Genomic DNA, 26,887 nt, shown 5'->3' with positions numbered 1-26,887 from the left:
TGTAGAACAAATGGAGTTACCCATGGCAGCAAAATCCGTCCTTGACCAGGTCATTTCCCTCTCCAAGCGGAGGGGCTTTGTCTTCCAGGCCGGTGAAATCTATGGTGGCTCCCGTTCGGCATGGGATTACGGTCCCCTCGGTGCGGAACTGAAGGAAAACATCAAGCGCCAGTGGTGGCAGAGCATGGTCCGCGGCCGCGAGGACGTTGTAGGCCTGGATTCCTCCGTCATCCTTCCCCGCCAGGTATGGGAAGCATCCGGCCACGTGGAGGTCTTCTCCGACCCCCTGGTTGAATGCCTTTCCTGCCACAAGCGCTACCGTGCCGACCACCTCGAAGAAGAATACGAGGAAAAGAAGGGCCGCCCGGCAGAAAACGGCCTCAAGGACATCGCCTGCGCCAACTGTGGCACCCGTGGCGAATGGACTGAACCGCAGGAATTCTCCGGCCTCCTGAAGACCTTCCTCGGCCCCGTGGCCAGCGATGAAGGCATGCACTACCTGCGCCCCGAAACGGCCCAGGGCATCTTCGTGAACTTCAACAACGTGCTCACCACGTCCCGTAAGAAGCCGCCGTTCGGCATTGGCCAGATCGGCAAGTCGTTCCGTAACGAAATCACGCCGGGCAACTTCATCTTCCGTACCCGCGAATTCGAGCAGATGGAAATGGAATTCTTCGTCGAGCCCGGCACAGATGAAGAGTGGCACCAGTACTGGATGAAGGAGCGCATGTCCTGGTACACGGACCTGGGCATCCGTGAAGACAACCTCCGTTTCTTCGAGCACCCGCTGGAGAAGCTCAGCCACTACTCCAAGGGCACCACGGACATCGAATACCGCTTCGGTTTCCAGGGCTCCGAGTGGGGCGAGCTCGAGGGCATCGCCAACCGCACCGACTTCGACCTCTCCACGCACGCCACGGCCTCCGGAACGGACCTGAGCTACTTCAACCAGGCAACCAACGAGCGCTACACGCCGTACGTGATCGAGCCCGCCGCTGGCCTGACCCGTTCCTTTATGGCCTTCCTGATCGACGCCTACACCGAGGACGAGGCCCCCAACGCCAAGGGCGGCGTCGATGTCCGTACGGTGCTGAAGCTGGATCCGCGCCTGGCGCCGGTCAAGGCCGCAGTCCTGCCGCTGAGCCGCAACGAGGACCTGTCCCCGAAGGCCAAGGCGCTGGGCGCCCAGCTGCGCAAGAACTGGAACATCGACTTCGACGACGCCGGCGCAATCGGCCGCCGCTACCGTCGCCAGGACGAGATCGGTACCCCGTTCTGCATCACGGTGGACTTCGACACCCTCGAGGACCAGGCCGTCACCATTCGTGAGCGCGACACCATGAGCCAGGAACGCGTGTCCTTGGACAAGGTTGAGGGCTACCTGGCAGCACGCCTGATCGGCGCCTAGTCGTGGCTTTGGAGTACCGCGAATGGAAGGAGGGCGACGACCTCGCCCTCCTGGAAATCTGGGGTGGCCCGGAGACCCTTCCTGCTGAGCAGTTCCGGGCGGCCCTGGCACCCTCCAGCAACCAGCCTTGGCGCCGCTGCATCGTGGCCGAGGACGTGGTGGACGGCGTGCGGATTCCCGTTGCCGCCGGCGTTGTCCACGAGGCATCCCTGCACCCGGAGCGACTCTGGGCCTACATCGAGGTTGCCAAGGACCACCGGCGTGAAGGCGTGGGTGCAACCCTGCTGACCATGCTTCGCCGCGAAGCCGGGAACTCGCCGTCGGGCGTGTCCAAGCTGCGCAGCAAGGTGGAGCCGGATACCGCAGGCGCGGCATTCGCTGCGGCTGCGGGACTTGCGCCCATCCAGCGTTCGCAGCTTGTGGTGGTGGAACCTGAACCCCTGTCATTGCCGCGATTCGGCGATGGTTCCGAGGAAGCCGCTTCCGAGCGCGTGGAGGACCTGGCCACGGGTTCGGTGGAGCTAAGCGATGTGGTGGGTAGGTACTACTCGCACGTCCACCATTGGGACAGCCCGGGGGAGCTCAGCATCCCCACGGTACAGCGCTTGTTCCTGCATGACCTGACTGGCGCCCACGGCGCAATCGTCCTGCGCGCGCCTAAGGCCAGTGCCTTCGGTCAAGGCGTTCCGGCGAGCCGCAAGGGCAAAATCCAGGCGTTCGCCATCAGTTACGCCCAAGGCGACTCGGATGAGCCGTCGGATGTCTTCCTGGGACACGATCCCGAGCTGTCCGCCGAGGACGCAGCTTTTGCAGTGCGGGACCTCTTGGCGCTCATCGCCTACCAACACCCCGTGCTGCTGGAAGTCGATGAGTCCATGACGGCGCTGCGCGCAGTTCTGGAGCCGCTGCTGGAATCCGGAAAAGCCCACGTGCCGGGTGCCGACACGTTGATCGTTAGCGACTAATCACGGTTCTTGCCTGTCTCACGCGCCAGGATCCCACGCTGCCCGTAATCTGCGGGCCGCGTGGGATCTGCGTTAAGTGAATGACTTTGCGGGCGTTCGGCCCCGCGTAGGGTTAAGGGCATGAGGTTTTGCTGCTGATGGGCCACTCCCACGGTCATTCTGAAAATTCCGAGCCAACGCCGCAGGCTCTTGCATCGCGGAAGAGGGCCAATTGGATCCTGGCGGCCATACTTGTCCCGCTGGGCGTCCTGACGCTCGTGGCCATGATGGTCATGTGGCCCTCCGGCAGTCGGGAAGGGATCTCGTTCTCGAGCCCGTACCAGGCTGCCCCGGGGGTCACGTTCGATACCGGCCGGATCCAGAGCGTGGTGGTGGAGAGCTGCACGCAGACGGGCCAAAGCAACACGGGCCAAAGCAACACCGGCCAGCCCAACACCGGCCAGACTGACACTGGCCAAAACAACCAGTCCGGCGGATCCCAGTGCACCTTCGCCTTCACGGAGCCGGATAAGGGCGGGGACGTGGTCAAGGTTGTCATTAACCCTGACGTCGCCATGTCCCACGGCGTGGACGTGGGGGACTCCATCCGCTATCTCAACCTGTCCGCGGTCCAAGGTACTAATGCCGGAAGTGGCGCTCCCGCCTACGTTTTCGTGGACTTCGTCCGCAGCATCCCCATCGCACTCCTGGCCGTCCTCTACGCCGCCGTTGTCATCGCGGTGGCCCGTTGGCGGGGGTTCCGGGCGCTTCTTGGTTTGGTAGGTGCCTACTTCGTCCTGGTCAGCTTTATCCTGCCGGGCTTGGTGGAGGGCAAGCCGCCGCTCTTGCTCGCGTTGGTGGGATCCACTGTGATCATGATCGGGGTCCTGTATTTCGCGCACGGATTCTCGGCGCGAACGTCCACAGCTTTGTTGGGCACCATTTTTGGACTCAGTATCACTGCCTTGCTGGCGGCGTGGGCTACGGATGCCGCCAACCTGGCTGGAGTGGGGAACCACGACGCCTCAACGCTGGTGAACATGTCACCCCAGATCTCTATTTCGGGGATTATCCTGTGCGGCCTCATCATCTCCGGCCTTGGCGTGCTTAACGACGTCACCATCACGCAGTCCTCTGCGGTGTGGGAACTGTACGAACTCGCCCCCAACACCAGCGCCCGCAAGCTGTTCTCCTCTGCCATGAGGATCGGTAGGGACCACATCGCTTCCACTGTCTACACCATCGCTTTTGCGTACGCCGGAGCCGCGCTTCCGATCCTCATCATCGTGATGCTTTATGACCGCCCTCTCGATGAAGCACTGACCAGTGCGGAGCTATCCGAGGAAGTCATCCGTACTTTGGTGGGGTCCATCGGCCTCGTCCTCGCCATCCCGGTCACTACGCTGATTGCCGTCCTGGTGGTTAAAGCCACCGGCATGAAGCGCCTCGTCGCGGCCGGTGGGCCGACCGTAACTGCTGATGAGCTTAATGACACCGGTTCGCTGGCAGCAGCCGCCGCCGTCGTAGGTTCAGATCAGCATGACAAGCACGACGCCGGTACGCGCCTTGACGATTCCGGCAAGCCGGCGCGGCCCGGCAGCCGCCGTGCCCAGCGGGAAGCTGAGCGGCGCGGAGACACGAACGACGCCACCTAAACCCGAACCCTGCTCTTGTTCGCCACACCCGCCGTACTGCGTACGCGTGGGCGAACAAGCACGGGATTCGGCTGGCTGTCCGCCGATTTGCCTGACTTTGCAACAATGGATAGGTGACTGTAGTAGCGACGCCCCCTGCACCAAAGCTCGAGCTCCCGCCTTTGAAACTCGGTGGGATCACCGTGGACACCCCGGTAATCCTTGCCCCCATGGCGGGTATCACCAACTCTGCCTTCCGCAGGCTCTGCCGTGAATATGGTGGCGGCATGTACGTGGCTGAGATGGTGACCTCGCGTGCCTTGGTGGAGCGCACGCCGGAATCGTTGCGCATCATCTCGCATGATGAGGACGAGAAAGTCCGGTCCGTGCAGCTCTATGGTGTGGATCCGGTGACAGTGGGCGCCGCAGTGCGGATGCTCGTGGAAGAGGACCGAGCTGATCACATCGACCTCAACTTCGGCTGCCCGGTGCCCAAGGTTACCCGGCGCGGTGGCGGATCGGCGCTGCCTTGGAAGATCGATCTCTTTACCTCCATTGTCCAGACCGCGGTCAAGGAAGCGTCCAAGGGAGATATTCCCCTGACGATCAAGATGCGCAAGGGCATCGACGAGGACCACCTGACGTACCTCGACGCCGGCCGCATCGCCCGCGACGCCGGAGTGGCCGCTGTTGCCCTCCACGGCCGGACCGCAGCCCAGTTCTATTCCGGCCAGGCCGACTGGTCTGCCATTGCCCGGCTCCGTGAGGCGCTCCCTGACATCCCTGTGCTGGGCAACGGCGACATTTGGTCCGCCGAGGACGCAGTCCGCATGGTGCGGGAGACCGGCGTAGACGGTGTGGTGGTGGGCCGTGGATGCCAGGGCAGGCCATGGCTGTTCGGTGACCTGCAGGCCGCCTTCGAAGGCAGCGAGCAGCGGCACCGCCCGGGCCTTCGCGAAGTTGCTGAAGGCGTCTATCGTCACGCCGAGCTCATGGTGGAAACGTTCGGGAACGACGAATACAAGGCGCTCCGCGAGATCCGCAAGCACATGGCCTGGTACTTCAAAGGCTACGTAGTGGGCGGCGAGCTCCGCGCAAAGCTGGCCACCGTGCCCACCCTTGAGGTGTTGCGCGAATACCTTGATGAACTGGATATGGAGTCGCCTTACCCAGGAGTCGATTCCGAGGGCCCCCGCGGCCGCGCAGGCTCGCCCAAGAAGCCTGCCTTGCCTAAGGACTGGCTGGTGAGCCGTCAGCTGAACGCTGAACAGAGCGCTGATATCTCGGCCGCGGAGCTGGACGTTTCGGGCGGCTAGCCTCACACGTGTAAGACTGACTCAAGAAGCTCCACACCCCGGCGCTTGAAGGAGGCAGATACCCATGGGAACCGAAGCGATACTTGGCCAAGACGGGACGGCTCACGATTTTGTGCTGGCCATCCCCGGTTACGTCGAGGCAGATTCCGCGCGATGGGTCGAAGAGCCGCGCAAGAGCAACTATCGCTCGGATTTTGAACGGGACCGCGCGAGGGTCCTGCACTCCTCCGCGTTACGCAGGCTCGGTGCCAAAACGCAGGTAGTTGCCCCGGACACGGATGACTTTGTCCGCACCCGGCTTACGCACAGCCTCGAAGTCGCCCAAGTGGGCCGCGAACTTGGCCGCTCCCTGGGGTGCGATCCGGACGTGGTGGACACTGCGTGCCTGAGCCACGATCTTGGACATCCGCCCTTCGGCCATAACGGTGAGTCTGCGCTGAACGAAGTAGCGCACACGATTGGTGGTTTCGAAGGCAACGCCCAGACCCTGCGGCTGCTGACGCGGCTCGAACCCAAAGTACTCGCCGAGGACGGCAGGCCGGCAGGGCTTAACCTGACCCGTGCCAGCCTGGATGCTGCGTCCAAATACCCGTGGTCCGCCGTCGACGCCCCCGTCATCCATGGCCACCGCACCAGTAAGTTTGGCGCGTACGAAGACGATCTTCCGGTGTTCGAATGGCTCCGGGAAGGCGCTCCGGGCAACCGTTCGTGCATCGAGGCCCAGGTGATGGACCTTGCCGACGACATTTCGTACTCCGTACACGACGTCGAGGACGCGATCGTTGCCGGCCACTTCCAGCTCAAATGGATGGAAAACCCGGACCATCGTGCGCGCGTGGTGGGGTACACCAAGCAGTGGTACCTGCCACACAACGATCCCGCCGAAATTGATGCCGCCCTTGCGCGGCTGGAAGCAACCAAGGTCTGGGTCCGCGAAGCTGATGGCAGCCGGAAATCCATGGCTGCCTTGAAGGACATGACCAGCCAACTGATCGGCCGCTTCTGCCAGAGCGCCATGGAAACAACGCGCGCTCACTTCGGACCAGCCAATCTGACCCGCTACGACGCTGAACTCATGGTCCCCGAGGACACTGTCACCGAGATTGCGGTCCTCAAGGGCTTGGCCACCACGTTCGTGATCTCCACCGATCACCGTCAGCCGGTGTACGAGCGCCAACGCGAAGTGCTGCATGCACTGGTGGGTGTTTTGAACGCCACGGGCGACCGTCACCTGGAGCCAATGTTCGCCTCGGACTGGCGTGACGCCGTCGACGACGGTGCGCGGCTGCGCGTAGTGATCGACCAAGTGGCGTCGCTGACGGATGTGTCGGCGTTGGCTATGTACGAGCGGCTCGTGGGCAGCCTCCCGTCGCTCTGGTAACCCTCCGGGTGTTCCGTTAACGGACGGGGACTGTTGAGGCAAGCGACTAGGATGGTCACGTGGCTGGCCTGATCAAACGTGAAGATATCGACGAAGTACGCCAGCGCACGGATATCAAGGAAGTCGTTGACGGTTACGTCACGCTCAAGGGCGCCGGCCTGGGTAGTTTCAAGGGACTGTGCCCCTTCCACGACGAACGTTCTCCCTCCTTCACAGTCCGCCCGCAGGTAGGCAGGTACCACTGCTTTGGCTGCGGTGAGGACGGCGACGCCATCTCCTTCGTGCAGAAAATGGACCACAGCTCCTTCCATGAAGCCGTGGAGAAACTTGCCGCCAGAATCGGCTACGAGCTGCGCTACGAGGACGGCGGCACCGGCCCCAGCCGCGAGGAAGTGGGCAAACGGCAGCGCTTGCTGGATGCCCACAAGATCGCCGATGAGTTCTTCCGCGCCCAGTTGCTGACGCCCGGAGCAGCCGAGGGGCGCAACTTCCTGGATGGCCGCGGTTTTGACCGCGCTGCCGCAGAGCATTTCGGCGTAGGCTATGCGCCCCAGGGCTGGGACGCCCTCCTGAAGCACCTGCGCGGCCGTGGGTTCACTGATGCCGAGTTGAAACTCACAGGCATGTTCTCCGAAGGTAACCGCGGAATTTACGATCGCTTCCGCGGCAGGCTGATCTGGCCAATCCGGGACATCGCGGGCGACACCATCGGGTTCGGTGCACGCAAACTCTTCGAAGACGATCAGGGCCCCAAATACCTGAACACCCCTGAGACCACGCTCTACAAGAAGTCCCAGGTCCTGTATGGGATCGACATCGCCAAGCGGAACATCGCCAAGGAACGGCAACTGGTCGTGGTCGAGGGGTACACGGACGTCATGGCCTGTCACCTCGCAGGGGTCGCGACGGCGGTGGCCACCTGCGGTACTGCCTTCGGTACCGAGCACATCAAAGTTGCCCGGCGGCTGCTCTCCGACGACGGCAGCGGGGGAGAGGTCATCTTTACCTTCGACGGCGATGCCGCCGGCCAGAAGGCGGCTCTGCGGGCTTTCGAGGAAGACCAACGCTTCACCGCCCAGACGTACGTCGCAGTGGAGCCCTCCGGCGCCGACCCCTGTGATCTTCGCCAACTAAAGGGCGACGCCGCGGTCCGTGAACTCATCAGCACCCGCAAGCCACTCTTCGAGTTCGCTATCCGGGCCACTCTCCGCCGCCATAATTTGGATACCGTGGAAGGCCGTGTGGCTGCCCTCCGGGAAGCCGCCCCCGTGGTGGCACAAATCAGGGATTCCGCCACCCGGCCTGGCTATACTCGCAACCTGGCCGGCTGGTTGGGCATGCCCATTGAGGAAGTCAGCGGTTACGTTGGAGCAGCTGCCAAGCGGGCCGCTTCCGGCAGTGGCACCGCTGGCGCCAGCTCTGCAGGCCCCGCAGGACAGGCGACGACGGCGGCAGCACCGCCGTCGAGCGGCCCGGTCTTCCAGCGGCCCGACCCCAGGGACCCCGTGGCCGGTATGGAACGCCAAGCGCTTGAGGTTGTCCTCCAAGAGCCGGGAGTGCTGGGCGGGGGAGCCTGGGAACGCTTCGAGGCCTCACACTTCACCACGCCTGCTTATGCGGCTGTCCACACCGCCGTGAGGGCCGCCGGCCTCGCCCACTCGGATGACCCTGTGGCCTGGGTGGAACAGGTCCGCCAGGAAGTCCCTGAGCCGCTACGGCCTTTGGTCTCGGAGCTGGCCGTAACGCCCTTGCCGGCGAGCACCCCCGAGGCCATGCAGCGATATTGCCGCGACATCCTGGCCCGCCTCTTCGAATTGCAGATCACCCGGATCAAGGCAGACAAGATGGGGCAGCTGCAGCGCTTAGATGCAGGAGCCAACCCGGAGGAATTCCAGCGGCTGAACCGGGAGCTGATGCAGCTCGAGATGGAGCGCAGGGCGCTTCGTTCGGACGGCTGAAGCGCCGATTTCGTTTTCCGGCGGGCCCCTGTTAAGCTAGTAACCGCTTCATTCCTCCGTAGCTCAATTGGCAGAGCATTCGACTGTTAATCGAAGGGTTACTGGTTCAAGTCCAGTCGGAGGAGCGCACAATACCCCCGTTCCGATCCTTCGGAACGGGGGTATTTTTATACCCCCTGGGGGTATTCGGTGCCGATTTCGCATTCCGGTAGAACCTTTGCTAAAGTCATAACCGCTTCATTCCTCCGTAGCTCAATTGGCAGAGCATTCGACTGTTAATCGAAGGGTTACTGGTTCAAGTCCAGTCGGAGGAGCACAAGGACCCCGTACCGGCTTCACTGCTGGTGCGGGGTCCGCCTTTTTTTCAGACGAAATCCATCTCCACTTGCAGGAAACGGGCTGCCTCGGCCACTGCGGCCAGGAACGAATCCTGCTCGGTAGGAGGAGTCCTGGGCTCGCGGGGATGCCACTCGTGGGGCGCCGAGTAGACACGGGTGAACCCACCGCCTGGTGGGGCATAGAAGATGCCGAAGCGCTGGACCGGCCATTCAGGGGAGGTCTCCGGCGCGACCAGGAGCGCGGCGTCCGTTTCGGGGTTATACCACTGGGCAATGGGGCGGCGACGGTCGTCTGTAAAGAGCCCGGCGGCGTAGAGGGCGGCCGACTGGGGACTGGTCACCGAGCACAGCCTGTCCCACCACAGCGGCAGGATGCGTTCATCCCGACGCTGCCACGGCGCCGGTAGCGGCTGCAGCTCTTGCCAATGTGGCACATCTCAACTTTATCGCCCGGGCGTGGACCGGAAAAGGGTAGGAGCTACTGGGACAGGCCCAGCCTCGGATAAAGAACCTCAAAGCCTTTGGTAAGTCCCGCGTTCAGCGCCAGGCCCACGTGACCGCCATTGGGCACCTCGTAGTACGTCACCGTCATCCCTGCATCCCGGGCTGCTGCGGAGACTGCTTTGGCGGCCGCCACGTACGTAGTATCGTCCGAACCTACGGTGAACACTGCCGTTGTGTTGGGGAACTGCTTCCCCTTCATGATGTTGATGGGCTTCTGGGCATCGTAGGCAGCTTGGTTGCCGTTGAAGATCGTTGCGAGGTTGCCGGCCGGATCCTCCGCACCGGGGAACTCTTCGCCGGAGATGTCCACCACGTTGCCCCACATCTGCGGGTATTTGACCGCGAAGGAAATGGCACATTGGCCGCCGTTGGAGTACCCGGCGATGGTCCAGTGTTCGCGGTCGGGGAGGATGTTCAAGTTGGCTTTGGCCCAGTTCACCACGTCCTCGTTGATGTACTTCTCCACGTTGCCGTACTTCGCGGTGTCCAGGCAGAGCGTGTCATTCTGGTCCGGACCTATCTGGTCCGCGACGATCGCTATGGGGGCCAGCCCGTTGTTCTTGGCCGCGAACTCATCCAATGCGGCCGAAACGTACTGGGGATCGGGGAGTCCCGGCTGGCCCATCATGAGGACGAACAAGGGCAGCTTAGGCGGATTGGCAGTCAGGGCGGCAGGGGGCAAGTAGATGCCGGCGGGCCTGGCGTCGAAACCGGAGGCGGTGGCTGGAATGACCTGGGTGCCCGCTTCGCCCTTCGCCTGCATGTTGGCCGGGGGTTTCCAGCTTTGCCACAGGGGACCGGCCGGAATGGAGGCGTCCGGGTCCGGTTTGGCCAGTTGAATGGCGTCCTCCGTAGAGATTCCCAATGCCGAGCCCAAGGTCTTGTTCAGTCCGAACTCCGTGTTGATGCCAAGGGCCGCGACCACCACGAACACTGGAACGGATACCGCGGCCACCGCTTTGCGCCACCGTGGGCTATGGCGGAAGCTGACCACGGCGAGACCCAGGGCAGCGAAGCAGGAAATCGCCCAGAACCACACCCGCGGTGTCAGCCCCACGTGGAAGACATCCATCACGTCCTCCACGATCCACACCGTCAGCCATCCCACCAGCGCTGCCACCACGACGGCGGTGATCGCGGTCAGGGCCCAGCGCGCTGACGGCCTAAGGAACAGCAGGAGGAAGAACCCGACGCCGATCACCCCGGCAATCGTCATGACCACAGGTCCACTGATTTCTACCTTCAGGAGGTCGTTCATGGCTGGGGACTCCGCTCCGGAGTCATGCGGCGGGCTCCTTGGCCACCATCTGCCGCAACAGCCCCGCGCTTTGTGCGGGGGAGAGTCCCGGCAGGTAGGCGGAACCCACGGCGATACCGATGGACGGCAAGGCCAAAGGATCCTGGTAGTACATGTACAAGGTGCGATGCTCAGGCTGGAACCGCGACTTGAAGGCGGCCAACGACTTGAAGCCGTACATGGGCTCCAGCGCGTTCCCGAGCAGCGCAAGGACGCGGTCCAGGGTGCTGTGGTCCGGAGCGCTGTGGTCTCCCTCGCCGACATCGGCTCCTGCCTCGGCGCCCGTATTGGCGAGCGGAGATCCGGACAACGAGATTTGGGGTACTTCTTCTTTGAAGTGCGTCACGGCAGAAGCGATGAGGAACTCCATGACGCCCTTAAAGCCTGTGGTGCGGCGGCGCATGAAGTCCAGGGTCCACCCTGAGATGACCCCGTCGCTGAAGACGGGCAGCCAGCTGGTGACTCCATGGACCAGGCCGTCATCATCCACGGCCACACAGCAGAGCACCTCGGGGTCTTTGAGTTCGTTCAAGCCACCCAAGGTGAAGCCCATCTCAGGAAGTGCCTTATCAGCCACCCACTCTTCGGAAATCTCGGCGAGCTGTGCCCTGATTCCCGGCGGCATCCCGGGGTAGCTGTACCAGTGATCCTTGATGGAGAGCTTGTCTGCGCGGTTCAGGGCCGTGCGGACATTCTGCCATTCCTTCCCCTTGAAGGTCATGGCCTGGACGTTGAGGAGTGTCTCTTCCGCCACTTCCAGTTTCCTGAAGCCATGGGGGAGCAGCGCAGCGTCGAGCTCTGCCGTGGCTGAGTAGAAGCACGGAATCAACCCAAGGCTGGAGCAGTGCTTTACGAAACCCGTGGCTGCTCCGGCATGGAGTTCGCTTGCGCCAAAGGGCCCCGCAACTGTGAGGGCCACACCGTTGTGGACCTGATACGCAACGCCGGCCTTCCTGTCCGGGGTAAACCAGTACTGGTTGTTGTCCCACAGCGCCATCCAGGACAACGATCCGCCGCCATCATGCAATAGCTCCTTGGCGTGGCCCAGGTCTGCTGCCGGATCAGTGGCGAGCATCCGGAACCGACGGAAGTTATTCAGGACAAGTACAAGGATGCAGAGCCAAATGATGTCCCCGCCCAGTCCGTAGACCACTGTGCTCAGCAGGCCTTGCGGGAGAGCCACCACGAACGGGACAGGGAAGGGAACCAGGATATGTGTCAGCTGCCCGGCAAGATCCAACAACGTAGAGCGGCCCGGGTTGCCTTCAATGAACCAAAACGCGACATAGAAGATCACGGCCGCGACGGCGAGGATGAGCGAGGTCTTGCCGAGGACCCGGTAACCGGCGTCGCTCGATTCGACCCTGAACTTATGCCGGTTTATCAGCAGCAGCACCACGATGATGACAGGGGCGAGGACCGCGGGGACCGCGTACAGGAGGAGGTACGCGAAGTCGTCGTCGCCTAACGTGACGTCCGGATCTGTAACGTACTGGACGATGGACAGAACGGTCACGGCAGCCAGATACAGCTGGATAACGAGCGTCAGCCTGTAGGCGAGCCGACGGCCGCGCCGGAGCCCCTCGGCGCAGACGAGCAGCAGAAGGACCGGAATCAGTGTCAGGATTGCCGCTCCGAAGCTCTGGACGCCGACGATGCTCTGCAAGGTGACACAGTTGGTGTCGTTGTTGCACGCTTCCTGAACCTCATCCGCGTCGGGACTGGCCTGGAGCATGACCTCGGAAACAACGGAGAGGGGCCCGATTTCCCACGTTCCGGTCAGCTGCGTGAGCAAAGGTCCAACCGCGAAGACACCCACCACGGTGCCCACCAGGAAACGCGTTTCCCGAAGGCTTGAGGAGTGGAGCGATCCCGCCCGGCGGCGTAGCACCAGCGACTGGATGGCCCAACCGACCAGGATGCCGATCACGGCTCCGGCAAGTGCCTGCAGGGTCTGGGCAACGCCTACGAACAGGGCAAACATCAGCGTGGCGGCGAGCAGCCACGTCCTCAGGCGGCGACGCCACAAAGCCTCGAGCGCCGCCGTCGAGCATCCCAACGCAGCGGCAGCGCCGCCATAAGCACCCACCACATATTCGCCGCCCAGAAAACTCAGCCACTGGTCGCTGGCGTCCGTTCCGAAGGTCACCAGGACCACAAGAACCAGGGCGCTAAGGGCTGAACCGGCTATGAAGGCAGCCAGAGCCAGCCAAGGGCCCATGACGCGTTCGGCAATGCCGACGCCTACCAGGATCGCGGCTGTACAGGCCAGGTAATCCAGCAAGGAGGAGGCGAAGAATGCTGACGTGAAGATGGACCACCACGGTCCGGGTTCCACCGCCAGGCCGATTCCTACTTGATCCAACAAGGCTTGGCCGGGCCCGTTGAGGATGCTGCCGGAGACGGCACCCAGCACCCAGAAGAGCACTACGAGAGCCAGGGTCAGTGGCAACCTCCGCACGGCTGCCAGCCCGCGCACATTGCCCCGAAATCCAACAGCCGTGCTCATGTGATGTCCCCTTCACCGGTTCAAGCACCGGTTACCCCGGCTGGCCACCATTCTGCCCTGCAGCAGGCGGTTAGGGGAGGGTTTGGTGACTCTCGACGGCGGCGGGTCGCTGGTGGCAGCTAGCCTAGTCCCGCTTCCAAGGGCCAGGATTCACGCGGTACAGCACAGCGGCGCCGATCACGGCACCCAGGATGGCGCCAAACAGCGCACTGCCCGCGGCGCGACCGAGAAGTGCACCGGCGACGGCGCCGAGCAAAGCACCGAGGAACAAGCCCCTGCCGTTGCGGTGCGGTTTATTAGTCATGGTCACAGCCTACGGGGCTGCTGCTAATGGATGGATGGAACAGATCCGGGCCGCACTACCAGCCACAACGCGGCGATCGCGCCGGTGATGCAGGCGGCCATGACGGCACCCATGGGGACGGCGGAACTGACACCCAGCCAACCGACGACCGGCGGTACAATTCCGGCCATCATGAACTGGGACGCGCCCAGGAGAGAAGCAGCGGTGCCTGCTTGTGCGCCGTGGTTGGCCAGGGACAGGACCTGAACGCACGGGAACATGAAGCCGGTTGCGCAGATGTAGAACCACAACGGAATGAGGATTCCCCACAGCCCCACGTGGAACAGGTCAAGCACCACGATCAGGAGGGCAGTGAACAGCATGAACACCGTGGCTCCCGCCACGATCCACTGCGGGGCCACCCGCCGGATCAGGCGCGAACTGATCTGCACGCCGGCCACGATGCCCAGGGAGTTGATGCCGAACAGGATCCCGTATTCCTGCGGTGAAAAGCCGTAAACGTTCTGAAAGAGGAACGTGGAAGCCGAGAGGTAGGCGAAAAGCCCGCCGAAGTTCAGGCTTCCCACGAGCACCATGCCCACAAAAATCCTGTCCGTGAGGACGGTCTTATAGCGTTGAGCAGCCGTGATGGTGGACTTTCCACGCTGGTCTGCCGGAAGTGTCTCCCGAATGAAGAAGATGGAGGCAAGGATCACCAGCAAGCCATAGCCCGCCAGGAAGTAGAAGATGCCCGGCCAGGGAAACGCGAGCAGCAGTTGGGATCCGATGACCGGCGCCAGGATCGGTGCCAGGCCGTTGACCAGTGACATCCTTGAAAACATCCGGACCATGGAGTAGCCGTGAAAGAGGTCCCGGACCATGGCCATGGCCACCACGCCACCTCCGGCAGCACCAATTCCCATGAGCACTCGGAACAAGGAGAGCATCCCGATGTCCGTGGCCAGTGCCGCCCCGAGCGAAGAGCCGATGTGCACAGCCGTCGCCAGGATCAAGGGCAGCCGGCGACCCACTTTGTCACTGAAGGGACCCACCAATAGCTGGCCGAGCCCGAAGCCAACCGTTGTCCCGGTCAGCGTGAGCTGGATTGCTGCCGCCGATACATCAAAACTCTCTTCCAAGGCGGGGAACGCCGGAAGATACAGGTCGATAGTGAAAGGACCCAGGGCAGTCAGTGCACCCAGCAGGAGAATGTAGACAAGTTTTTCGCGTCGGCTCAGAGAATCGCCCGGAGCAATGGGAGAGGTCACGATCATCTATCCTATGGCCCAGATCATATTTATTGGATGTATGACAGGCGCGCCACGGCGTGATCCCGAAAGTTCAGCAGGAACCTGAATGATAGCTTTGAGGACAGGTGTCCGCGACGATAGATTTCCGCCGCGTTCGCCCTACACGATGCCCAGAGGAAGCAGTTAGGCGGAACCCATGAGTGGACGTCACACCGGCCGGCCCAGTCAAGGACCAGCCATTCGTACTTTGCCGAAGACCCTCAAGCTCGTAGCAAGGCTGGCTCCGAGGCAACTCAACGACGAAATCGCCCTGGCGAAAGTAGAACTCAAGCGTAAGGCCACTCAGGTTGGCATCGCTGGTGCCTTCTTCGGAGTGGCGCTTGTCTTCCTGGCGTTACTGGTGATCGCGCTGGTTGTCGCAGCGATCCTTGGTCTGGCCACCATCATGCCCGGCTGGCTCGCGGCACTCATTGTTGCAGCCTTCTTCCTGGTGATTGTGGCAATCGCATCCCTGATCGGCATCGCTAAATTCAAGAAGGCCATGCCCCTGGTCCCCGAAGACACCATCCGTGGGATCAAGCACGATCTCGGAATCGCCAAGGAAGGTTCCGACTTCGACGAGTCGATCCTGGATCCCAATTCGCCTGCAGCCAAGGCAGCCAAGGCTGAAAAGGAAGCGGCAGCAGAGAAGGCCAAGGCAGAAAAGGCTGCAAAGGAAGCCGCCAAGGAAGCAGACGCCGTCAAGGCGCCTACCGAAGCTGAGCTTCGCTCGCGCCTGAAGCGGCGCCGTGAACACCTGACCGGTGTCCGCGACGAACTTGGTGAACAGCTGGACGTCAAGAAGCAGGGCCAGGCTTTGCTGGAAAGCGCCAACGGAAAGTTCCAAGAGGGCAAAGAGTTCGCTGCCGCGAAGTTCGCCGACCTCGGAGACTCCGTTCCCGAAAGCCTCACCGAACGGCTCGCCGCCCGGTGGAAGGACCTCGCGGCGTTTGCCACTGCCGCCGTGGTCTTCGTTGTTGCGCTTCGGAAGTTGCTGAAGAAGTAGCAGCTACCGGCGGCGCCAAACACTGAAGACGAGGAAGGGGGGGGGGGCAGGATGAGATTGATCGGAGCTGGGTCGAACCCCGACCGGCCGCAGGTCGATCATGACCTCATCTTCACTGTCCCCAACATCCTTACGGTCCTTCGCTTCATGGGTGTCCCGCTGTTTGTCTGGCTCGTGTTGTCGGAGCAGGAGTACGGCTTCGCGGTGCTGGTGCTGGTGGTCATGGGCAGCACCGACTGGGTGGATGGCTACATCGCCAGACGCTTCGACCAGACTTCCAAGCTTGGCCGGATCCTGGATCCGATGGCCGACCGGGCCGCCCTCCTGGCCGTCGCGTTCACGCTGGCGATTGCCGGCGTCGTGCAGTGGTGGTACCTGGCCGCGCTGCTGGTGCCTGACGCCGTCCTGGCCATCGCATCTTTCATCTACTTCCGCAGCCATCCGGACCTACCGGTGAGCGTCATCGGAAAAATCCGTACGGCGCTGCTGCTGGTTGGCACGCCGTTGCTTGTCCTGTCCAAGCTGCCCATTGCTTTTACCGAGGTCTACTTCGTGGCTGCTTGGACGTTCCTGGGTTTCGGCCTGATCGGCCATTGGATTGCGGCCTACAACTATTTTTGGGCCATCTTGCGTAAGGGTAAAGAATTGAAAACCGACGACGGCGGACGAGGCTGATGGTCTGGCTGGCGGTTTTTCTCGCGGTACTTGGTGCCTTCTTCCTCGCCATCGGCGCCCAGCGGCAAGGCAGCGCGGTAAAAGCTGACACCGGTGGCTTGGCGCTCAGCTCCAATGGGTTCCTGCGGCTCCTGCGTAACCCCCGCTGGATGCTCGGGCTGTTGTTCCTTGCCCTCGGTATGGTGATGAACGCTATCGCTTTGGTGTCTGCACCCCTCACAGTGGTGCAGCCCATCGGTGCCATCGCCTTGGTCATCACTACGGTGGTCAACGCCAAGGACCAAGGCCTCAGCATCAACCGCGCCACTGTGGTGGCCATCAGCGCCTGTGTCACGGGTTCAGCGCTGTTCGTGCTGCTGGCAGTCAACGTCACGCAGGAGAACCATCACGTAAATAGCGACGACGAACTGACGATTGTTCTCCTACTGGCTCTCGCCGTGGGCATTTTTGGCACGCTGGCCGTGATGTTTAAACACCGCATGAGCGCCTTTATCTACATCCTGGGGGCCGGTGTCCTGTTCGGCTTTGTCGCCGTGCTGACCCGCATTATCGGCAAACACTTGCTCGATCCCAATGGCCTGTTCCTGCTCAATGTCCAGTGGTACACGCTCATTGCCATTGTGGCCGCCGGAGGACTGGGCTCCTGGTTCGTTCAGAGTGCATATTCCGGTGGTCCACCTGATCTGGTCATCGCAGGCCTGACCGTTATCGACCCCATGGTGGGCATCGCAATCGGCATCGTGATCCTTGGTGAACTTCGTCCCGATGTCCACGCCGTGATGGCCATCGCCATGGCCACGGCCGCTACGCTTGCTATCGTGGGGGTTATTGCCCTGAGCCGGCACCATCCGGAAGTCACCAAACGCAAGAAGGACGCGAAAGCGGCTGCCAACCGGAAGGCTTAGGCCAGAGCTTTACCTTGAGCCACCGCTATTGCGGGCGGCAACCCGGCGACACCGCAGCATTGCCACAAGCAACGCTGTCCGCACCGTGACCATCAGGAGTTCTCCACGTGACCATTCCCGACACCAACAAGCCCCTCACTATTCTGATCGCCGCGGATACCTACCCGCCGCACGTCAACGGTGCCGCACAGTTCGGCTACCGCCTGGCCAAGGGGATGACTGCACGTGGGCACAACGTGCATGTGTTGGCCTGCCGTCCGGACACGGGCAAGAGCTACACCGAGTTCCGCGACGAAGCCACCGTTCACCGGCTCCGCTCCCATGGTGTCTTCACCCACGAGTACTTCCGGATCTGCTTCCCGTGGGAAATCAAGAAGGAAATCAGCCTTCTTTTCGACAAGGTCCAGCCGGACGTCGTCCATATCCAGAGCCACTACATGATTGGCGAGCACGTCCTCTACGAGGCTGTTAAGCGCGGCATCCGGATTGTGGCCACCAACCACTTCATGCCCGAGAACCTCAACCCGTTCCTTCCGTTCCCGCAGTGGTTCAAGGACATCGTCGGCCGGATTTCCTGGAAGGACATGGGCAAGGTCATGGGGCAGGCGGACGTGGTCACAACGCCGACGCCGCTCGCTGCTAAGGCCATGCACCAGCACGCTTTCCTGCGCAAGGTCCTGCCCCTTTCCAACGGGATCGACTCTTCGGCCTACGAGCTCCAGCCCGGCGAAGTCATAGAGCCGCACGCCAACCCCACGGTCCTGTTCGTGGGCCGCCTTGCCGAAGAGAAGCACATCAACGTGCTGATCGACGCCGTGGCCAAAACCCCGCGCGAACTGAACGTGAACCTGGAAATCGTGGGTGGTGGCGAAGTCCGGCCCGCCCTTGAAGCCCAGGTTGCGAAACTTGGCCTAGGGGATCGGGTAAGGTTCCTCGGGCTTGCCAGCGACGAGGACCTTCGTGAGGCGTACATCAAGGCCGACATCTTCTGCATGCCCGGCACGGCCGAGCTTCAGTCACTGGTGACATTGGAGGCCATGTCTGCTTCCACTCCTGTGCTGCTGGCCAACGCCATGGCACTTCCGCACCTCGTTCGTGACGGGGAGAACGGCTACCTCTTCACCCCCAACGACAGCAACGGACTCGCTGCCCGGATCACCCAGCTCGTGGAGCTTCCCAAGGACGAGCTTGAGGCCATGGGCAAGCTGAGCCGCGAGATGGTGGAACCGCACAGCATCAACGGCACCCTCCAGACTTTCGAGGACCTTTACCGGGGCGCATCCTACGAGGACATGGTGGTGTGACAAAAGCACTCCCCGGCACCTATTAGAATTGCTGGAGTGCTTTGCCCGGTACAGCTGTTTTCAGCCGCCGGACCGGGCATCACGGGGCTATAGCTCAGCTGGTTAGAGCGCGGGACTCATAATCCTAAGGTCCTCGGTTCAAGTCCGAGTAGCCCTACACGAAAAACAGCCCAGGACCTGCGGAAACGCAGACCAGGGGCTGCTTCATTTGGATTCAGAGCGGGGCCATCCACCGGAAACTCACTGGAATCATTGTGAAGAAGCGGGAGTCGGGGGCTTTCGTCTGTCCTTCTTTTGGACACTTTCGAAGATGCCGTACATGAAGATGGACGCCATCAAGACTGACAACACAGCGGCTATGGTCCACCACCAGGTGTTGAGCTGGAACAGGTAGATGCCTAAATAGATGAAGATCCCTGAGCCGGCGATTGCCACAACAATCATTGGTAAGTTCCGCGTGTAGTGGATCTCGTTCTGGATACGATCCAGCTGAGTCTCCACGATCTTTTCCAACTTTGGCTTGAGGCCGCTACCCTCGGGAAGCGCTGCCAACATTTCGAGATCCTCCTTGATCTCGCCGCGGTTTGAACGACGCCCGCCCAGGAGGCTAAGTGCTGCGACGAGAAGCGGGACGATCGCTGCGATGACTTTGCTGAGTATGTCGAAGTCCAAACTTTTCTCTCCTGATAGGTGTGCTAGGAGCCAAAGGCTTCTAGCAGCTAAGTGTTTACGGGTCTGTGGCGGTCTTTTGAACGTAGTGCTTGCGTGTGACGCTCTCGTTGGAGTGGCCGAGGTGGGCCGAAGCAACGGTCATGCCCGCTGAAGCTTCCAGTAGTGTTCCAACTGGCGTGCGGAACGCGCGTGGTGACACCCACGTCGAATCCGAGCTCGCGGGCTGAGCGCTACTGTATACGGTAGTTGTTGGGGTCTCAGAGTGCTCCGACCGCGGGTGGGAACGCCGCGTCCGGTTGATTGGCTTCCACCTGGCCAATTTGCCGACTTATGAGCGTTGCCACGGCAAAAGGCGAGGAAAAGTACCTCTAATGAGAATTTGCACTCTTGGTGGGCCGTTCTGGGTGGTCTGGCCTGCTGAAAATGTAGGTGGCGCTTCGGATTTGAGGTGAGGATCCCTGCCGCGGGAAAGTGCCGGGCCCCAAAAGCCGGTCACAAAACGAACGGCGTTTGCGAACCAGCTATCGTTCTACGGGTGCATCGTTGAATGCGTTGATGGGCTTTCTTGGATGAACTCGGGGGTCCGGCTGTCCGGGCACTGATTCTGGCGCCAGCTCTATTGGATAGGAAATCTTCGCTTGAGTAAGAAGAGATTTTTGGCTGAGACATTGTCTCTCGCCAAGGCAGACCCAGCTGGTGCGGTTACTGGTCTTGCCGGTGTAGTTGGAATTTTGGTCGCTCTAGCAGACCTGTTTACACCGTTTGAGTTACCAGACAATGTCCCGGATGAGGTCTTCCTTTTCGGGCTGTCGGCCTTTCTCCTGAGCGTCTACGGCGCTTCTCGCTTACGGCGGATCCGCGACGTTGCGGAAGCTAGCCGGGACACGCGGCACGATCTGCTTCTCAACCAGATCGCACAGTTGGTGAAAGAGGCCGAACTCCGTCAGGTTGCAAGTGGGGAAATTGGTGAGCTATTGCTGACGGAATTGCGCAGGACCTCTGGTTGGTGGTTCCGAGGGGGCTCCGGGCGCTGGTTCCGAGATCAGGTATTGCCGAACTTAGCCTTGCGACAAGAACCACAACCTGTTTCAGTCCAAATACTCGATCCCAGAGACGAGCATTTGTGCGAACGATACTCTTCCTACCGCAGTAAGCAGCGTGATCCTGCTGACCGGCGCGATGATGAATCTGATCCCCGAGCCATCCAGACCGACCTGCTCGCCTGCATACTGTCGACCTTTGTGTACGCCGCACACTCTCGGATAGCGCCGGAGGTAGTCCTTCTGCGCACCTATAGCCCATTGCGTATAGACATGGGGTCGAGCATGCTCCTTGCAACCGTGGCATCACAGACGGCCCCGGCTTTAATGGCTAGAAGCCATAGCTTCTACTACAAGAGCATTAGGGACGAATTCGAGAATGCGGCTCACGGTCATGGAGTCCTGGAGAGTTTAGTGCCCCTGCGCGACGTCCCAAAACCGACTGATATGACAGCAGACTCGGCCAAGGCAGTGCTCGAGGGATGCTATGTCACGTCAGGTGGCTTGGGTGAGCGTACCGCCCTGCTGTCAGGCTTTGCGGAGCCAGACGAGCTAGATTTCGACACCATCAACAGGAAGGCGTTCGGTGTCAAACCTTAAATTCACTGCCTTGGCAGCTGGCAACATCCTCCGCGGTGTCAGCATTGATGTCGCATTGGCTAGAGCGGTACTTCATGAGGTTAGTGACGTGCTCTCATCGGTTCCGTGTACGAAGCATCCCTTGGGATTCGCGCATGTAGAACTTACGAGCCTCGTGGAGGGGCCGTTTCGGACGCGGTTACACCTGTGGACGCGGCAGACGGGCGCTTGGGCTGATGACCTCGGGAGCCTTCATGACCACACATGGGAACTTCGCAGCGCCGTACTCGCCGGGGCTCTAACTGACACATATCTTGAGCCGAAGCAAGACCCGGATGGGGAATATAGCGCCTACCAGATTGAGTACGGGGCAGACGTCAACGCTACGCGGCGTCTAGATGGCCGGTGGTCCCTCGAAAAGAAGGAATCTAGGACGGTTCGGCAAGGCGACTCATACTACCTGCCGCCGCGAGCTGTGCATCGCACTCAGGTGCAGGCGTTTCCTACCGCAACCCTCGTTACTGCCAAAGACCTTGGTGGGCCGGGGCCGATGGTGTTTCTTCCTGGTGCTACATCGGAACTACCGGCAGGGGAACGGACTGAATTAGATGCCGAGTGGATGCAAGCTTGCTTAGCGCAAGCTGCTGAGTCCCTGTATCTTTAGACCGCCCGGGCAGCGGGCCGTCGGTGGGGCCAACAATGAATGGAAGTTGCGGTCCTAAGGTCCTCGGTTCAAGTCCGAGTATCCCTACATTTCACACGGGAGCCGTGGCCGACGATTCATCTTCGTCGGCTGCGGCTCTTTTGCGTTCCCCCGCCAGTGCGGTATGTTACTCATCAGTAACTTAGCCTTGGTCGCAGGTGACCACCCTTGAAGGAGCGAATATGTCCAACGCCGCTTTCGACGCCACCAACCTCCCGTATGCCGATGGTGACTTCTACGCCTTTGAGCAGATGCTGACAGGAAAAGAGCAGGACAGACTGGCGGAGGTCCGTGAATTTCTCGCCCGCGAGGTCAAGCCCATCGCGGTGGATTGCTGGAACCGTGGCGAGTTCCCCATGGACCTCATTCCCAAGCTCGGCGAACTGGACCTGGTCAGTCCCGTCCGCCGCCAGGGGTACTCCAACCTGTTCGCGGGCATGCTCCACGCGGAAGTGACCCGTGCCGATGCTTCGATTGCAACCTTTATGGGTGTCCACGACGGCCTGTTCACGGGCTCAATCGAGGCCCTCGCGTCGCAGGAGCAGAAGGATGCTTGGCTCCCGGACATTTACTCGCTGAAAAAGATTGGCGCCTTCGGGCTGACCGAGCCGCTGGGTGGCTCGGATGTCGCTGGCGGAACGCGCACCACAGCGAGGCGCGACGGCGACACCTGGGTCCTCAACGGCGCCAAGCGCTGGATCGGCAACGCCACCTTCTCCGATTGGGTGGTCATCTACGCCAAGGACGTGGCAGACAACCAGGTCAAGGCATTCCTGGTGGACACTTCGCTGCCCGGCTACTCGGCCACCAAGATTGAAAACAAGATCTCCCTGCGTACGGTGCAGAATGCGGACATCATTCTTGACAATGTGGTGGTTCCGGACTTCTTCAAGCTTGCCAACGGCAACAGCTTCCGCGACACAAACAAGGTCCTCAAAGTAACCCGCCTGGCCGTCGCGTGGCAGGCCGTGGGGCTGCAGATGGCCGCCTTCGATGTCGCCCGCAGTTACGCTGTGGATCGCCAGCAGTTCGGGCGTCCACTTGCAGCGTTCCAGTTGGTGCAAAACCAGCTGGTGCAAATCCTCGGAAACACTGTTGCCTCCATGGGCATGATGGTTCGTCTGGCCCAACTCGAAGACGCAGGTGTGGCCAAGGACGAGCAGTCGGCTCTGGCAAAGGCTTTCACTACAGCGCGTATGCGCGAAAGCGTCGCTCTGGGACGCAGCATCCTGGGTGGTAACGGCATCGTCACGGACTATGGCATGGCCAAGATCTTCTCGGATGCAGAGGCCATCTACTCTTACGAGGGCACGCACGAGATCAACACCCTGGTGACCGGCCGTGCCATCACGGGAGTTTCGGCCATCGTCTAGAACGTCCGCTGACGTGTCGGGGGAGGTGCGGCGGGAACGCGGTGGGGCTTGGGCGTTGCTGGCAACTCACTTGAGCGGCAGCAGTACGGATGGCCGTATGTGCGACACGAAGCCCAACGGATTGACGTAGTCCTCGCCACGCCGCACGCCCCAATGCAGGCAGGGGGCCCCGCCGCAGTGGCCGGGTTCCACAATGCCGATGACCTGCCCTTTGCGGACAGCATCTCCGCTTTTGAGTTCGCTGGTCACGGGTTCGAAGCTGCTCTTGCGGCTATTTCCCTGATCGATGGTCAATACCGGACGATCAACCACGACGCCGGCAAAGGTCACCACGCCATCCGACGGCGCGGTGACCGGAGCGCCGTCGTGAGTTGGTCCCAGGTCCACGCCGCGATGCCCGCTGAGCCACGGTCTGTCCGGTGGGTCGAACGTCTGCAGGACGGAAGGCTTGGGGGAGAGTGGCCAACTCCACTGCCCCTGTCCCGACTGGGTAATCGCGGAATCCGGATCTGCCGGCGTAGCTGCGCTTGCGTTGCCAACAGCGAGGGCGAAGGCAATGAGGGTGGTCAATATGAGTTTCAAAACGGTCATGGAGCCAGCCTTCCGGGGCAACCCCGGCGACGCGATACGTTGACTGCCGTATGTGGACAACGGGCGGTTCCCCGCGGTCAAATCGGTGGGGTCGCTGTAGTACACTTGGTGGAGCAGTTTGCTGTGCCCTCAAGCTTGTTCAGAAGCATGTCTCATTCAGATATGCGAGGGTCCCAGGCTGACTACGCGTATCCAGCCCTCCGCCAGCTAAGCCTCATGGTTTTGTGCTGCGGAGGATTGCGCCTCTTGCGGTCCGGCCGAGCTTAGGCTCCGTGCCGGATGAGAAGTGCAATGGATGCCAGGAGCCACGCCCAACCGGGCAAAGGCTAAACAACCGTCAACTATTGGCAGGGTAAGAGCAGCCCCATGGGCTCTCTCATGAATGACCTGCCGGAAGGAGCGTCGGCATGCCCGTCGTAACTATGCGCCAGCTGCTTGACAGCGGCGTCCACTTTGGACACCAGACCCGTCGTTGGAACCCGAAGATGAAGCGCTTCATCTTCACGGAGCGCAACGGCATCTACATCATTGACCTCCAGCAGTCGCTGTCCTACATCGACCGCGCCTACGAGTTCGTCAAGGCTACTGTCGCCCACGGCGGCACCGTCCTGTTCGTTGGCACCAAGAAGCAGGCTCAGGAAGCAATTGCTGAGCAGGCCACCCGCGTTGGCCAGCCGTACGTCAACCAGCGTTGGTTGGGTGGTATGCTCACCAACTTCCAGACCGTCGCCAAGCGTATTCAGCGCATGAAGGAACTCGAAGAGATCAACTTCGACGACGTCGCTGGCTCGGCTTACACCAAGAAGGAGCTCCTGCTCCTCAAGCGTGAACTCACCAAGCTTGAGTCCAACCTCGGTGGTATCCGCAACCTGACCAAGGCCCCCTCGGTTCTCTGGGTTGTTGACACCAAGAAGGAACACCTTGCTGTTGACGAAGCCAAGAAGCTGAACATCCCGGTTGTTGCCATCTTGGACACCAACTGCGACCCCGACGAAGTTGACTTCCCGATCCCGGGTAACGACGACGCCATCCGCTCCGTCAACCTGCTCACCCGCGTTGTTGCCGACGCCGTAGCTGAGGGCCTCATCGCCCGCAACCAGCGCGCAACGGGCACCACCGAAGCTCCGGAAGAGCCGCTGGCTGAGTGGGAGCGCGAGCTCCTCGAAGGCAGCAAGGCCGAAGAAGCAGCGGCAACCGAGGCACCGGCAGCAGAAGCTCCCGCAGCCGAGGCTCCCGAAGCAACTGAAGCTGCAGCCGGCGAAGCCGAAGCAGCCAAGTAAATCTGGACCTTCCCTGATGCTGGATACAGCGTCGGGGGCAACTGACAGGATGGCGGCTCACACGGTGGGCTGCCGTCCTGTCAGTCCGTAAACACACAAATTTCTAGACAGAGGGGTTCACATGGCGAACTACACTGCTGCTGACATCAAGGCCCTGCGCGAGCGCACCGGCGCCGGCATGATGGACGTCAAGAAGGCTCTTGACGAAGCCAACGGTGACGCTGAGAAGGCCATCGAGATCATCCGCATCAAGGGCCTCAAGGGTGCTACCAAGCGCGAAGGCCGTTCCACTGCTGAAGGCCTGGTTGCTGCCAAGGTCAACGGCGGCGTCGGCGTAATGATCGAGGTCAACTGCGAGACTGACTTCGTCGCCAAGGCTGACAAGTTCATCCAGCTGGCTGACAAGGTCCTCAACGTTGCAGTCGAGTCCGGCGCAGCCGACCTCGAGACCCTGCTGGCCACCGAGGTCGACGGCAAGCCGTTGTCCGAGGTTGTTGTCGAAGAAGGCGCAGTCCTCGGCGAGAAGGTTGTTGTCCGCCGTATCTCCCGCGTTGAGGGCACCACGGTTGACGCTTACCTGCACAAGACGTCCAAGGACCTCCCGGCCCAGGTCGGCGTCCTGTTCGCTGTCGACGGTGAAGGCGAAGCCGCTGCCACCGCCGCGCACGACATCGCTGTCCACGTTGCAGCCATGGCTCCGAACTACCTGACCCGCGAGGATGTCCCGGCCGAACTGGTCGAGTCCGAGCGCCGTATCGCGGAAGAGACTGCAAAGGCTGAAGGCAAGCCCGAAGCTGCTCTTTCCAAGATCGTGGAAGGCCGCGTGACGGGCTTCTACAAGGGTGAAGTTCTGGTTGACCAGGCATTCGCCAAGGACTCCAAGAAGACTGTTGCACAGGTCCTCGAAGAAGCCGGCGTCAAGGCAACCGCAGTAACCCGTTTCCGCGTCGGAAACTAGTAATTCATGAAAAGGGGTGGTCACTTCGGTGGCCGCCCCTTTTTCATGCACCCGTCCGGGTAGTACCTGCGCGGACCCACAGCACGATAATCTAGCCAGAGTCCACCAACGGGAAGGCACCATGGAAACCGTCAACACTGCTATCCAGCCCGAGAAGACCCGTCGACGTGTACTTCTGAAACTTTCCGGCGAGGTCATCGGCGGAGGCAAACTCGGCGTCGATCCTGAGACCGTACGCGCCATCGCCAAGCAAATCGCGGCAGCGGTCACCGAGGTAGAAGTGGCAATTGTTGTCGGCGGCGGTAACTTCTTCCGCGGCGCCGAACTGTCGCAAAGCGGTATGGACCGCTCCCGCGCCGACTATATGGGCATGCTGGGCACTGTGATGAACTGCCTGGCGCTGCAGGACTTCCTGGAGCAGGCCGGTGTGGAGACCAGGGTCCAGAGCGCTATCACCATGGGCCAGGTCGCGGAGGCCTACATTCCCCGCCGTGCGATCCGCCACATGGAAAAGGGTCGCGTGGTCATTTTCGGCGCAGGCGCCGGGTTGCCCTACTTCTCCACCGACACCGTTGCGGCGCAGCGGGCCCTTGAAGTGCACGCGGACGTGGTCCTCATGGCCAAGAGCGGTGTGGACGGCGTCTACACCGCTGATCCCAAGAAAGACCCCACGGCCGAGAAGTTGGATGTCCTCAGCTACGATGACGCCTTGCGCCGTGACATCCGGGTCATGGACCAGACGGCAATGACCATGTGCAAGGACAACAGTCTTTCCATGGTGGTCTTCGGCATGGAGGGTGAGGGCAACGTTACCCGCGCCATCCTGGGTGAAACGCTGGGAACCTTGGTTACTCCCTAGCAAGGGCTAGGATATTTCTAGGACCGTCCGCCCCTGGTGGCGGATCTTTACTGTGCATTGATTTACTGTGCATTGCCGCCT

General features: G+C 61.5%; 22 protein-coding genes and 3 tRNA genes. 18 read left to right on the top strand and 7 right to left on the bottom strand.

The window, feature by feature from the left end:
* Positions 1–22: 22 nt before the first annotated feature.
* The 8 genes from M1D89_RS15985 (at position 23) to M1D89_RS15950 (ending at position 8,955) form a co-directional block, all read left to right on the top strand.
* Positions 23–1,408 carry a glycine--tRNA ligase gene (locus M1D89_RS15985; RefSeq protein ID WP_498644951.1) on the top strand — a complete coding sequence of 462 codons (1,386 nt, stop codon included), beginning with the start codon at positions 23–25 and terminating at the stop codon, positions 1,406–1,408.
* Between the two features lie 2 nt (positions 1,409–1,410).
* A complete protein-coding gene (locus M1D89_RS15980) occupies positions 1,411–2,373 on the top strand; it encodes a GNAT family N-acetyltransferase (RefSeq protein WP_498644949.1) in 963 nt (320 codons plus the stop codon).
* 137 nt (positions 2,374–2,510) lie between these two features.
* Positions 2,511–4,007, top strand: coding sequence for a YibE/F family protein (locus tag M1D89_RS15975; protein WP_498644947.1), 1,497 nt, complete (start codon positions 2,511–2,513; stop codon positions 4,005–4,007).
* 113 nt (positions 4,008–4,120) lie between these two features.
* Positions 4,121–5,302, top strand: coding sequence for a tRNA dihydrouridine synthase DusB (dusB, locus tag M1D89_RS15970; RefSeq protein ID WP_498644945.1), 1,182 nt, complete (start codon positions 4,121–4,123; stop codon positions 5,300–5,302).
* Positions 5,303–5,366: 64 nt separating this feature from the next.
* Positions 5,367–6,683, top strand: a complete 1,317-nt coding sequence (locus M1D89_RS15965) for a deoxyguanosinetriphosphate triphosphohydrolase (protein WP_498644943.1) — start codon at positions 5,367–5,369, stop codon at positions 6,681–6,683.
* A 59-nt stretch (positions 6,684–6,742) separates the two neighbouring features.
* Positions 6,743–8,641, top strand: coding sequence for a DNA primase (dnaG, locus tag M1D89_RS15960; RefSeq protein WP_498644941.1), 1,899 nt, complete (start codon positions 6,743–6,745; stop codon positions 8,639–8,641).
* 52 nt (positions 8,642–8,693) lie between these two features.
* Positions 8,694–8,766 (top strand) — tRNA-Asn (locus M1D89_RS15955).
* 116 nt (positions 8,767–8,882) lie between these two features.
* Positions 8,883–8,955 (top strand) — tRNA-Asn (locus tag M1D89_RS15950).
* Between the two features lie 50 nt (positions 8,956–9,005).
* Here the strand turns inward: M1D89_RS15950 and M1D89_RS15945 are convergent.
* From M1D89_RS15945 to M1D89_RS15925, 5 genes are all read right to left on the bottom strand, one after another.
* A complete protein-coding gene (locus tag M1D89_RS15945; RefSeq protein WP_011774207.1) occupies positions 9,006–9,413 on the bottom strand; it encodes a hypothetical protein in 408 nt (135 codons plus the stop codon).
* A gap of 44 nt (positions 9,414–9,457) precedes the next feature.
* Positions 9,458–10,741: an alpha/beta hydrolase gene (locus M1D89_RS15940; RefSeq protein WP_498644939.1), complete on the bottom strand. Its 1,284-nt coding sequence runs from the start codon at positions 10,739–10,741 to the stop codon at positions 9,458–9,460.
* Between the two features lie 22 nt (positions 10,742–10,763).
* Positions 10,764–13,289, bottom strand: coding sequence for a bifunctional lysylphosphatidylglycerol flippase/synthetase MprF (locus M1D89_RS15935; protein WP_498644936.1), 2,526 nt, complete (start codon positions 13,287–13,289; stop codon positions 10,764–10,766).
* A gap of 124 nt (positions 13,290–13,413) precedes the next feature.
* Positions 13,414–13,593: a YMGG-like glycine zipper-containing protein gene (locus tag M1D89_RS15930; protein WP_017199401.1), complete on the bottom strand. Its 180-nt coding sequence runs from the start codon at positions 13,591–13,593 to the stop codon at positions 13,414–13,416.
* Positions 13,594–13,616: 23 nt separating this feature from the next.
* Positions 13,617–14,846 carry a multidrug effflux MFS transporter gene (locus tag M1D89_RS15925; RefSeq protein ID WP_498644934.1) on the bottom strand — a complete coding sequence of 410 codons (1,230 nt, stop codon included), beginning with the start codon at positions 14,844–14,846 and terminating at the stop codon, positions 13,617–13,619.
* A 172-nt stretch (positions 14,847–15,018) separates the two neighbouring features.
* Between M1D89_RS15925 and M1D89_RS15920 the strand changes: the two genes are divergently transcribed.
* From M1D89_RS15920 to M1D89_RS15900, 5 genes are all read left to right on the top strand, one after another.
* A complete protein-coding gene (locus M1D89_RS15920) occupies positions 15,019–15,867 on the top strand; it encodes a phage holin family protein (protein WP_498644932.1) in 849 nt (282 codons plus the stop codon).
* A 51-nt stretch (positions 15,868–15,918) separates the two neighbouring features.
* Positions 15,919–16,542: a CDP-alcohol phosphatidyltransferase family protein gene (locus M1D89_RS15915; RefSeq protein WP_498644930.1), complete on the top strand. Its 624-nt coding sequence runs from the start codon at positions 15,919–15,921 to the stop codon at positions 16,540–16,542.
* A complete protein-coding gene (locus M1D89_RS15910) occupies positions 16,542–17,447 on the top strand; it encodes a DMT family transporter (protein WP_498644928.1) in 906 nt (301 codons plus the stop codon). Before M1D89_RS15915 ends, M1D89_RS15910 begins: the two co-directional genes overlap by 1 nt.
* Positions 17,448–17,554: 107 nt before the next feature.
* Entirely contained in the window at positions 17,555–18,751 is a 1,197-nt protein-coding gene (locus tag M1D89_RS15905) for a glycosyltransferase (protein ID WP_498644926.1), read from the top strand.
* A gap of 83 nt (positions 18,752–18,834) precedes the next feature.
* Positions 18,835–18,908, top strand: a tRNA-Ile gene (locus M1D89_RS15900).
* A gap of 92 nt (positions 18,909–19,000) precedes the next feature.
* On the opposite strand, the gene M1D89_RS15895 is transcribed toward M1D89_RS15900, so the two are convergent.
* Positions 19,001–19,423, bottom strand: a complete 423-nt coding sequence (locus tag M1D89_RS15895) for a hypothetical protein (RefSeq protein WP_498644924.1) — start codon at positions 19,421–19,423, stop codon at positions 19,001–19,003.
* A 638-nt stretch (positions 19,424–20,061) separates the two neighbouring features.
* On the opposite strand from M1D89_RS15895, the gene M1D89_RS15890 reads away from it, so the two are divergent.
* Both M1D89_RS15890 and M1D89_RS15885 read left to right on the top strand, forming a co-directional pair.
* Positions 20,062–21,063: a hypothetical protein gene (locus tag M1D89_RS15890; RefSeq protein WP_498644922.1), complete on the top strand. Its 1,002-nt coding sequence runs from the start codon at positions 20,062–20,064 to the stop codon at positions 21,061–21,063.
* A gap of 864 nt (positions 21,064–21,927) precedes the next feature.
* On the top strand, positions 21,928–23,118 hold the full coding sequence (locus M1D89_RS15885) for an acyl-CoA dehydrogenase family protein (RefSeq protein ID WP_498644920.1): 1,191 nt from the start codon (positions 21,928–21,930) through the stop codon (positions 23,116–23,118).
* Positions 23,119–23,184: 66 nt separating this feature from the next.
* On the opposite strand, the gene M1D89_RS15880 is transcribed toward M1D89_RS15885, so the two are convergent.
* Positions 23,185–23,709 carry a M23 family metallopeptidase gene (locus M1D89_RS15880; RefSeq protein ID WP_498644918.1) on the bottom strand — a complete coding sequence of 175 codons (525 nt, stop codon included), beginning with the start codon at positions 23,707–23,709 and terminating at the stop codon, positions 23,185–23,187.
* Positions 23,710–24,116: 407 nt separating this feature from the next.
* Here M1D89_RS15880 and rpsB point away from each other — a divergent pair, with 407 nt between their 5' ends.
* The 3 genes from rpsB to pyrH all read left to right on the top strand — a co-directional run bounded on the left by rpsB (position 24,117) and on the right by pyrH (position 26,806).
* Positions 24,117–24,989 carry a 30S ribosomal protein S2 gene (gene rpsB / locus M1D89_RS15875; RefSeq protein WP_017199410.1) on the top strand — a complete coding sequence of 291 codons (873 nt, stop codon included), beginning with the start codon at positions 24,117–24,119 and terminating at the stop codon, positions 24,987–24,989.
* Between the two features lie 121 nt (positions 24,990–25,110).
* Positions 25,111–25,947, top strand: coding sequence for a translation elongation factor Ts (tsf, locus tag M1D89_RS15870; protein WP_011774217.1), 837 nt, complete (start codon positions 25,111–25,113; stop codon positions 25,945–25,947).
* Positions 25,948–26,068: 121 nt separating this feature from the next.
* Positions 26,069–26,806: a UMP kinase gene (pyrH, locus tag M1D89_RS15865; RefSeq protein WP_014921238.1), complete on the top strand. Its 738-nt coding sequence runs from the start codon at positions 26,069–26,071 to the stop codon at positions 26,804–26,806.
* The last annotated feature ends 81 nt before the right edge of the window (positions 26,807–26,887 follow it).

Source organism: Arthrobacter sp. D3-18 (assembly GCF_054408525.1).
Note: the sequence above shows the minus strand (reverse complement) of the source record. Positions and strands in the feature narration are given on the sequence as shown.

What these genes read in the sequence shown, in the direction of transcription:
- M1D89_RS15935 (WP_498644936.1), bottom strand. Translation starts at nt 13,289, where the DNA reads ATGAGCACGGCTGTTGGATTTCGGGGCAATGTGCGCGGGCTGGCAGCC.
- M1D89_RS15925 (WP_498644934.1), bottom strand. Translation starts at nt 14,846, where the DNA reads ATGATCGTGACCTCTCCCATTGCTCCGGGCGATTCTCTGAGCCGACGC.
- M1D89_RS15985 (WP_498644951.1), top strand. Translation starts at nt 23, where the DNA reads ATGGCAGCAAAATCCGTCCTTGACCAGGTCATTTCCCTCTCCAAGCGG.
- M1D89_RS15880 (WP_498644918.1), bottom strand. Translation starts at nt 23,709, where the DNA reads ATGACCGTTTTGAAACTCATATTGACCACCCTCATTGCCTTCGCCCTC.
- M1D89_RS15940 (WP_498644939.1), bottom strand. Translation starts at nt 10,741, where the DNA reads ATGAACGACCTCCTGAAGGTAGAAATCAGTGGACCTGTGGTCATGACG.
- tsf (WP_011774217.1), top strand. Translation starts at nt 25,111, where the DNA reads ATGGCGAACTACACTGCTGCTGACATCAAGGCCCTGCGCGAGCGCACC.
- M1D89_RS15920 (WP_498644932.1), top strand. Translation starts at nt 15,019, where the DNA reads ATGAGTGGACGTCACACCGGCCGGCCCAGTCAAGGACCAGCCATTCGT.
- M1D89_RS15885 (WP_498644920.1), top strand. Translation starts at nt 21,928, where the DNA reads ATGTCCAACGCCGCTTTCGACGCCACCAACCTCCCGTATGCCGATGGT.
- M1D89_RS15930 (WP_017199401.1), bottom strand. Translation starts at nt 13,593, where the DNA reads ATGACTAATAAACCGCACCGCAACGGCAGGGGCTTGTTCCTCGGTGCT.
- M1D89_RS15965 (WP_498644943.1), top strand. Translation starts at nt 5,367, where the DNA reads ATGGGAACCGAAGCGATACTTGGCCAAGACGGGACGGCTCACGATTTT.
- M1D89_RS15910 (WP_498644928.1), top strand. Translation starts at nt 16,542, where the DNA reads ATGGTCTGGCTGGCGGTTTTTCTCGCGGTACTTGGTGCCTTCTTCCTC.
- M1D89_RS15915 (WP_498644930.1), top strand. Translation starts at nt 15,919, where the DNA reads ATGAGATTGATCGGAGCTGGGTCGAACCCCGACCGGCCGCAGGTCGAT.
- M1D89_RS15975 (WP_498644947.1), top strand. Translation starts at nt 2,511, where the DNA reads ATGGGCCACTCCCACGGTCATTCTGAAAATTCCGAGCCAACGCCGCAG.
- pyrH (WP_014921238.1), top strand. Translation starts at nt 26,069, where the DNA reads ATGGAAACCGTCAACACTGCTATCCAGCCCGAGAAGACCCGTCGACGT.
- rpsB (WP_017199410.1), top strand. Translation starts at nt 24,117, where the DNA reads ATGCCCGTCGTAACTATGCGCCAGCTGCTTGACAGCGGCGTCCACTTT.